Annotated in this window: 8 protein-coding genes; all 8 read left to right on the forward strand. The window is 47.2% G+C overall.

All coding sequences use genetic code 11. The features are described from left to right. Positions 1 to 289: 289 nt before the first annotated feature. The 8 genes from HWQ67_RS11285 (at position 290) to HWQ67_RS11320 (ending at position 6,100) form a co-directional block, all read left to right on the forward strand. The gene (locus tag HWQ67_RS11285) at positions 290 to 1,375 is read left to right on the forward strand and encodes an RNA-guided endonuclease InsQ/TnpB family protein (protein ID WP_218252791.1); all 1,086 of its coding nucleotides are present in this window, start codon (positions 290 to 292) and stop codon (positions 1,373 to 1,375) included. A 93-nt stretch (positions 1,376 to 1,468) separates the two neighbouring features. Beyond that, positions 1,469 to 2,794 (forward strand): sugar transferase, encoded by a 1,326-nt coding sequence (locus HWQ67_RS11290; RefSeq protein WP_218252792.1) that lies wholly within the window; start codon positions 1,469 to 1,471, stop codon positions 2,792 to 2,794. Further along, on the forward strand, positions 2,791 to 3,987 hold the full coding sequence (locus HWQ67_RS11295; RefSeq protein WP_218252793.1) for a glycosyltransferase family 4 protein: 1,197 nt from the start codon (positions 2,791 to 2,793) through the stop codon (positions 3,985 to 3,987). Before HWQ67_RS11290 ends, HWQ67_RS11295 begins: the two co-directional genes overlap by 4 nt. Before the next feature lie 153 nt (positions 3,988 to 4,140). Beyond that, positions 4,141 to 4,770 (forward strand): hypothetical protein, encoded by a 630-nt coding sequence (locus tag HWQ67_RS11300; protein WP_218252794.1) that lies wholly within the window; start codon positions 4,141 to 4,143, stop codon positions 4,768 to 4,770. Then, positions 4,749 to 5,384 (forward strand): glycosyltransferase, encoded by a 636-nt coding sequence (locus HWQ67_RS11305; protein ID WP_218252795.1) that lies wholly within the window; start codon positions 4,749 to 4,751, stop codon positions 5,382 to 5,384. Before HWQ67_RS11300 ends, HWQ67_RS11305 begins: the two co-directional genes overlap by 22 nt. 96 nt (positions 5,385 to 5,480) lie before the next feature. Next, complete coding sequence (locus HWQ67_RS11310; protein WP_218252796.1) at positions 5,481 to 5,672, forward strand: DUF433 domain-containing protein; 192 nt, start codon at positions 5,481 to 5,483, stop codon at positions 5,670 to 5,672. Beyond that, positions 5,638 to 5,880 (forward strand): DUF4160 domain-containing protein, encoded by a 243-nt coding sequence (locus HWQ67_RS20560; protein WP_218252797.1) that lies wholly within the window; start codon positions 5,638 to 5,640, stop codon positions 5,878 to 5,880. Before HWQ67_RS11310 ends, HWQ67_RS20560 begins: the two co-directional genes overlap by 35 nt. Beyond that, on the forward strand, positions 5,837 to 6,100 hold the full coding sequence (locus tag HWQ67_RS11320) for a DUF2442 domain-containing protein (protein ID WP_218252798.1): 264 nt from the start codon (positions 5,837 to 5,839) through the stop codon (positions 6,098 to 6,100). Before HWQ67_RS20560 ends, HWQ67_RS11320 begins: the two co-directional genes overlap by 44 nt. Positions 6,101 to 6,322: the final 222 nt, after the last annotated feature.

Below are 6,322 nucleotides of genomic sequence, written 5' to 3' on the forward strand. Positions count from 1 at the left end.
TCGCCCCTCCCCTTGCGGGGGGTTCTGAAGGGGGCCAGGAGCGCATTGAGCCGGGGGGCGCTGCCCCCTCCTGGAGCGACAAAGAAGCGGAGCCGCCCCTTTCTTTCTTCTATTCAGGCAATTTTGATACCCGAAAAAACTCGAATCCGATCAGTATATAGACATAAAGTTTGGGGTGCAAAAAATGCCTGGAATAAGTTATAATGGATTAGAGGCAGTAAACTTAACGCTTATCAAACTTACACGAGATTGATAATAGCAAACAATCAAGCGGAGAAGTATCTGACACATGACAAGGAAAGCGACACTAAATCTCAATTATAGCAACGCAGACAAGGAAGTCAAGCTCAAAGACTTCATAACTGAATATACCAGAGTGGTAACCGCCATTATTGATAAGCTGTGGGATAAGCAGGTGTTTGCTGGTAGTTTTGTTACAAGAGAGTTTTTGGAAATTGAAACATGGTTAAGCGCAAGGGCAAAGCAATGCGCTGGTAAACAGGCATTGCAGATTGTGAAATCTCAAAGAAAAAAGCAAAATAAAGTTAAGCCTGTGTTCAAAGGTAGTTCAATAGAACTGGATAATAGATTTATAGAAATACAGAAAGGCAATAACAGTTTTGATATATGGATAAAGTTATCATCATTGGGGAAAAAGATAATAATAATAATTCCCTCAAAGAGGCATTATCATTTCAACAAATTTAAAGATTGGCAAATTAAAAAATCGGCCAGGCTAAGGATAGACGGTAAAGGTAAAATATACCTTGACGTATTTTTTGAGAAGACAGAGAAGGAAAAGAAAACCGAAGGTGAAATTGTTGCCCTGGACTGTGGATACAAAAAACTTGCAGTCATTTCTAATGGTGCCACAATAGGAAAAGAATTGCAAGATAAAATAGAAAATATTAGCCGTAAAGTGCAAAAGAGCAAAGCCTTTAACAGGGCGTTAACAGAAAGAAATGAGTATGTAAACAAAGAAATCAAACGTCTCAATTTGGATAAAATTAAAGAAATAGTGATTGAGGACTTAAACAACGTAAAACATGGCACAAAAGGCAAAATACGGAAAGAGTTTAATAATAAGTTACAAAGGTGGGTTTACAGTTATTTTTTCAATAGGCTGCAACAACATTGTGAAGTAGTTGGCGTCCAATTGCACAAGGTTAATCCTGCCTATACGAGCCAAACTTGTTTCAAGTGCGGAGATATCCACAGGTCTAATCGAAGCGGTGAGTTATTTAAGTGTAGAAGTTGTGGCTACACAGCGGATGCAGATTATAATGCGTCTTTAAATATCTTGAATCGATTCAGACTACAGGCATATATGGTTCCTGTACACAAAAACTATCTAAATGGCAACATTTGTCCATAGAAATAGTGACTATAATAATTCCAGACAATAGAATATATGCGATGGCAAGTGAGTGAACTCCATAAGGGACTACCACAGGAGATTATAGCGTAGTTGACAAATTATCGTTTACAAAAGGCGTTGATCCCGTTTTTTGATGTCGCCTCTATATACGTATCCATATTTATCGCCCACCTGCTGAGACACAAAGAGCTTGTACTGACACAGACGATCAACGACATGACCCTGTGGATAGTGACAATATTTACGGCATTCTATATCTTCGACCTCTATGACTTGTCTTTTCGCAAGAAGCTCATCATGAGACTGCTGCTGGGGGTGATATGTGCCGCCATCGGAATAATGCTCTTTTCCTTTGTGTTTTACAAGTTCTTTATAGGCAGGGGATTGCTGGCAATGCAGACTACAGGGATATTTTTATTTACGGCAACGTCTCGTCTTTTGATGTATAATATAAGGCATAAGATCAATAAACCCGTTCGTGTAGTCTTGTACGGCCCCGAGGAGTTTATAGGGAAGGTGTCAAAGAGCCTTGATAAATCAGACAAGGTCAAAATAGACAAGACCGTGTTTTATGGCGGCAGGTTGGACAAGAAGCTCACGTGCAAGGGGCTTAAGCGCGCAGAGTCACCGGTTATCGTCTTCGTTGACTCACCCAAGATACCCCCCCTGCTGTTTCAACACCTGCTGGAATGTCGCATGAAGGGCATGGTGGTCAGGGAGATGTCCGACTTCTACGAGGACGTCCTGGAGCGGGTGCCAATCTACTTCCTGGAGGACAGGTGGTTTTTGTACTCGCGCGGCTTTACGGTCATCCACAATGACTTCTACATAAGGGCAAAGAGGCTTATCGACATCTTGTTGTCGGTGACGTTTATAATCCTGCTGGCGCCGTTTATGTTGCTGATAGCGCTGATAATAAGGCTTGAATCCAGCGGGCCGGCCCTGTACATGCAAAAACGGGTGGGACAGAATGAGGAGCCGTTCAGGTTGCGCAAGTTTCGCTCCATGGTCAGGGACGCCGAAAAAAACGGCCCCACCTGGGCTGCTGCCGCCGACCCCCGAATAACAAGGGTGGGAAAGGTCATCAGGAGACTGCGCATAGATGAACTGCCTCAACTGTTTAACATCCTCAAGGGGGAGATGTCCTTTGTCGGACCGCGACCGGAGAGACCCGCCTTTATCAGCCAACTACAGGAGCAAATCCCATACTACAGCTTCAGACACATCGTAAAGCCGGGTCTCACGGGATGGGCGCAGATCAACTACAAGTACGGTGCCTCTATCGAGGACGCTGCAAAAAAACTCGAATATGACATATACTACATAAAGAACTTTTCCCTGATTTTCGACATACAAATAATCCTCCGAACGATCAGAGTGGTCGTCTTTGGAGAAGAAAAAGGTGGCCTGATATGAATAAGAAAAAGGTTCTGTACCTTGCCTCACGCTTTCCGTATCCGCCGGTATCGGGTGGGTTGATCCGGGTGTATAACGCATCAAAGGTGATAGCCCAACACTTCACCACGGACGTCTTTAGTCTGACCGAACACGATATCCAGGACAGACACCTCGATGCCTACAAACAACACTTTAACAACGTCTACGTCTACAGACACTCAAAACAGGTCAGCTATCTCAATGCCCTCAGGGCACTGGTCGATCAAAGACCGCTCCAGGTGGGCTACTACTACTTCAGGCAGGCACAGGACAAGGTCAACTCACTCATACGGCAGAACAAGTATGACCTCATATTTTGCAGTCACATCAGGACCACCGACTACGTCCGCAACGTCGATATCCCGTGCGTGGTTGACTGCGTTGACTCCATGTCCCTGAGCTACATGCAGGACAACAAGCTCGGCAGCAACTTCCTATGGAGGCTTATATACCTCGTAGAAAGGGGCCGCGTAGACTCATACGAACGCAAACTACCGGGACGCTTTGACTATTGCTTTATGACCTCAGACAGCGACTCTGACCACATCAGGAAGCTCTCCGGTCAGACCAATGTCGTCACCGTACCCAATGGCGTAGCAGAGGAAATCATCGCCTACGGTAGCCGGCCATCCATAGCACCACCGTTGGATATCCTGACCTTTTTGGGAAAGATGGACTACAGTCCAAACATAGATGCCGTCGTGTACTTTGTCAAAGAGATATGGCCGGCGATCAGAGAAAAACTCGACAACGTGGAGTTTCATATAATCGGCTCCCGTCCAACTCCGGAAGTACTGGCGCTGACCGGTTCAAAGGGGGTAGTTGTCACGGGGTTTGTCGATGACCCATATGCAACGATTATCCGATCACGGATGTTTATAGCGCCGATGATATCCGGTTCGGGGATAAAGAACAAGATACTGGAGGCAATGGCCCTGGGCAAGTGTGTCGTGACGACCTCAAGTGGGGCCGGTGGGATCGATGGCATAGACGGCGAGCACTTTGTCATAGCGGATAAGCCGCAGCAATTTGCCGACAAGGTTGTAGAGCTGTGGTTTAATGCACCCAGGGTAAATAGTATCGGGGCAAACGCCAGGGCACTGGTATTGGAGCGATACCTTTGGCAGAAGACAACCATAGCGCTTATCGACATCTTGAAACGGATCACGTGAGCAGGTTACTTGTCAAACGGAAAAGCATGGTAAAATGGGGTCAAGGGGGCTGGCCCCCTTGCAGGGGAGGTCTGAGGAGGGGGCGGAGGGGGTGAGGCACCCCTGCCATAAACCGCCCTCCTTCTTTCTTTTACCATGAAGCATAACGAAGATATGTCAACAGCATCTGAAGTATCTATCCTGTACGTCTGCCCCCGGGCGCACGAGACGGGGCACTACTCCGACAGGACACGCAACGAAATCGCATCCCTGACCAGGGCGGGGGTGGAAGTAGCGTTGCTGACGTTTCAGGGGTTGCTCGATGGCGGGCTACCCCCGGGCGTGAAACAGTACACCGTCATAAGGGCCGGCTCATGGACGGCATCCCTGATAGCGGCATTGAGCGCCTTTAAGGTCTTCTACTATGCAAAACACCTCATCTACCAAGTCGTTTGCATCGTATATGCCATACGCATAGTCAGGCAACAACGGTATGACTTCTGCTATCTCTTAAACGGTGATCCATACATGTTTTTGCCGTTTTTGTTTGCCTTGTTCCTGAAAAAAACCAACTGGATACTGATAATGATGACGCCGTTTTACGCCATGAAGGGCAACTTTGTGCACGGCTACCCGCCTTCGATGGACATGTATCGACGCCTGCAGAATCTCATCCTGTGGTGGCCCCTTTACAGCCTGGCGATGTTGCGCAACAGGTTTATAATCGTGGGGCATGACGAGTTGACCGTTGAGGCCTGGAGCGGTTTTCTGGGGGGGGGGTGTTGTCGGGGTGCGTTCACCTGATCCCCTGGGGATACAACCCGACAGAGGTCGAGGTGTCGCAGTCCGATGCACGCAATGCCCTTGGATTGCCCGCGACAAAGGCCATTCTGCTGCTATTTGGCGTCGTACACCAGGGCAGAGACCCCGAGACCGTTATTGAGGCCATTGTGGATATGCCGCCCGATATCTGTGTGCTTCAGGTTGGATTTGTCCCGTCTGACAGGCATAAATGGATCGTCTCCCTAGTTCGGAGGCTTGGGGTTGGTGATCGTTACCTGATAGTCAACGAGTGGGTCAGCGAAGAGGTCAAGCGGTTGTACTTCTTTGCAGCCGATGCCGCGGTCATCTCCTACAAGGAGGAGTTCCTTGATTGGCCAAGCGTCCTGTGGACGGCGTGCAGTCTTAAGCGGCCAATTATCGCTAGTGACAGGCCATCCATAAGGGCCTGCGTTGAGAGGTATGGCGTCGGGCTGGTGTTTAAGACGTCCGATCCGCGGTCGTTGCGTCTTTGCGTCAACAGATTGCTCTCCATGGACGGCACTGAGATCGAAACGATAAGGCAGAACTGCGGCAATCTGGCACGGGACAGCTCCTCCGACCACAGCGCCAAAGTGTTGGCAGATATTATCAAATAAAAAAGCGGTTGACAGCGGTTGTATCATTGTGATAGAGTGAGGCTATAAAGTCATGGATACTGAAGAACTATTGAAGCGTATTACTGTTAATCCCAAATGGTGGGGAAGCCAACTCTCAGGGGGTTAAGAATTACGGGAGAGCAGGTTTTAAGGGCTATTGCCTCCGGGGTTACTACGGAGGACTTGTTGGAGGATTACCCCGAACTTGAGATGGAAGACATAAGAGCGGCACTTCTCTACGCGGTTGAATTAGATGAGTCCAATACTATTTTCTTACAGAGGGTATAGATTTTTCTTTTTTTCAAAAGAGGAATCAAGACCTCACGTGCATGTTCGCTGTAGTGATGGCGAGGCAAAATTTTGGATAGAACCTGATGTCTCTCTCGCCATTAATTATGGACTTAAAGAAAATCAGATCACTGAAATAAGGAAGATAATAAAGGAGAATAGCAATGAAATCAGAGATAAATGGACAAGTCATTTTGGGGGATGTTGAGGTTACAAATATTTCCTCAAACGGGATATGGCTTTATCTTAATGACAAGGAATATTTCTTGTCCTACGAGGACCATCCGTGGTTTAAAGAAGCAAGGGTTAGTCAGATTCTTAGCGTTGTATTACGACACTCTCATCACATATACTGGCCTGAACTGGACATTGATGTGTCCGTAGATATCCTTGAACACCCTGAGAGATACCATGTGACTGCGAAATAAAGCAGAAGGAATTTTTTATAAGACAGTCGTTCAAACTCGGTCAGATGGAGGTGTTCAGGGTCTACGGTCTGCCCGTGGGGACGTACAACTTCAACTTCCAGGTGTGACCTTACCTATGGTTTCGCACTTTCTGGATTCCTGCTTACGCAGGAATGACACAGATGGGCGCAAAATACCACTTCTTGTCATTCCCGTGAAAACGGGAATCCATTTTCAAAAACC

This window comes from Candidatus Magnetobacterium casense (assembly GCF_019173545.1).
GTDB classification, from domain to species: domain Bacteria; phylum Nitrospirota; class Thermodesulfovibrionia; order Thermodesulfovibrionales; family Magnetobacteriaceae; genus Magnetobacterium; species Magnetobacterium cryptolimnobacter.

Coding starts and splice junctions, on each gene's coding strand:
- HWQ67_RS11295 (WP_218252793.1), top strand. CDS start 2,791: ATGAATAAGAAAAAGGTTCTGTACCTTGCCTCACGCTTTCCGTATCCG.
- HWQ67_RS11285 (WP_218252791.1), top strand. CDS start 290: ATGACAAGGAAAGCGACACTAAATCTCAATTATAGCAACGCAGACAAG.
- HWQ67_RS11320 (WP_218252798.1), top strand. CDS start 5,837: ATGAAATCAGAGATAAATGGACAAGTCATTTTGGGGGATGTTGAGGTT.
- HWQ67_RS11300 (WP_218252794.1), top strand. CDS start 4,141: ATGTCAACAGCATCTGAAGTATCTATCCTGTACGTCTGCCCCCGGGCG.
- HWQ67_RS11310 (WP_218252796.1), top strand. CDS start 5,481: ATGGTGGGGAAGCCAACTCTCAGGGGGTTAAGAATTACGGGAGAGCAG.
- HWQ67_RS20560 (WP_218252797.1), top strand. CDS start 5,638: ATGAGTCCAATACTATTTTCTTACAGAGGGTATAGATTTTTCTTTTTT.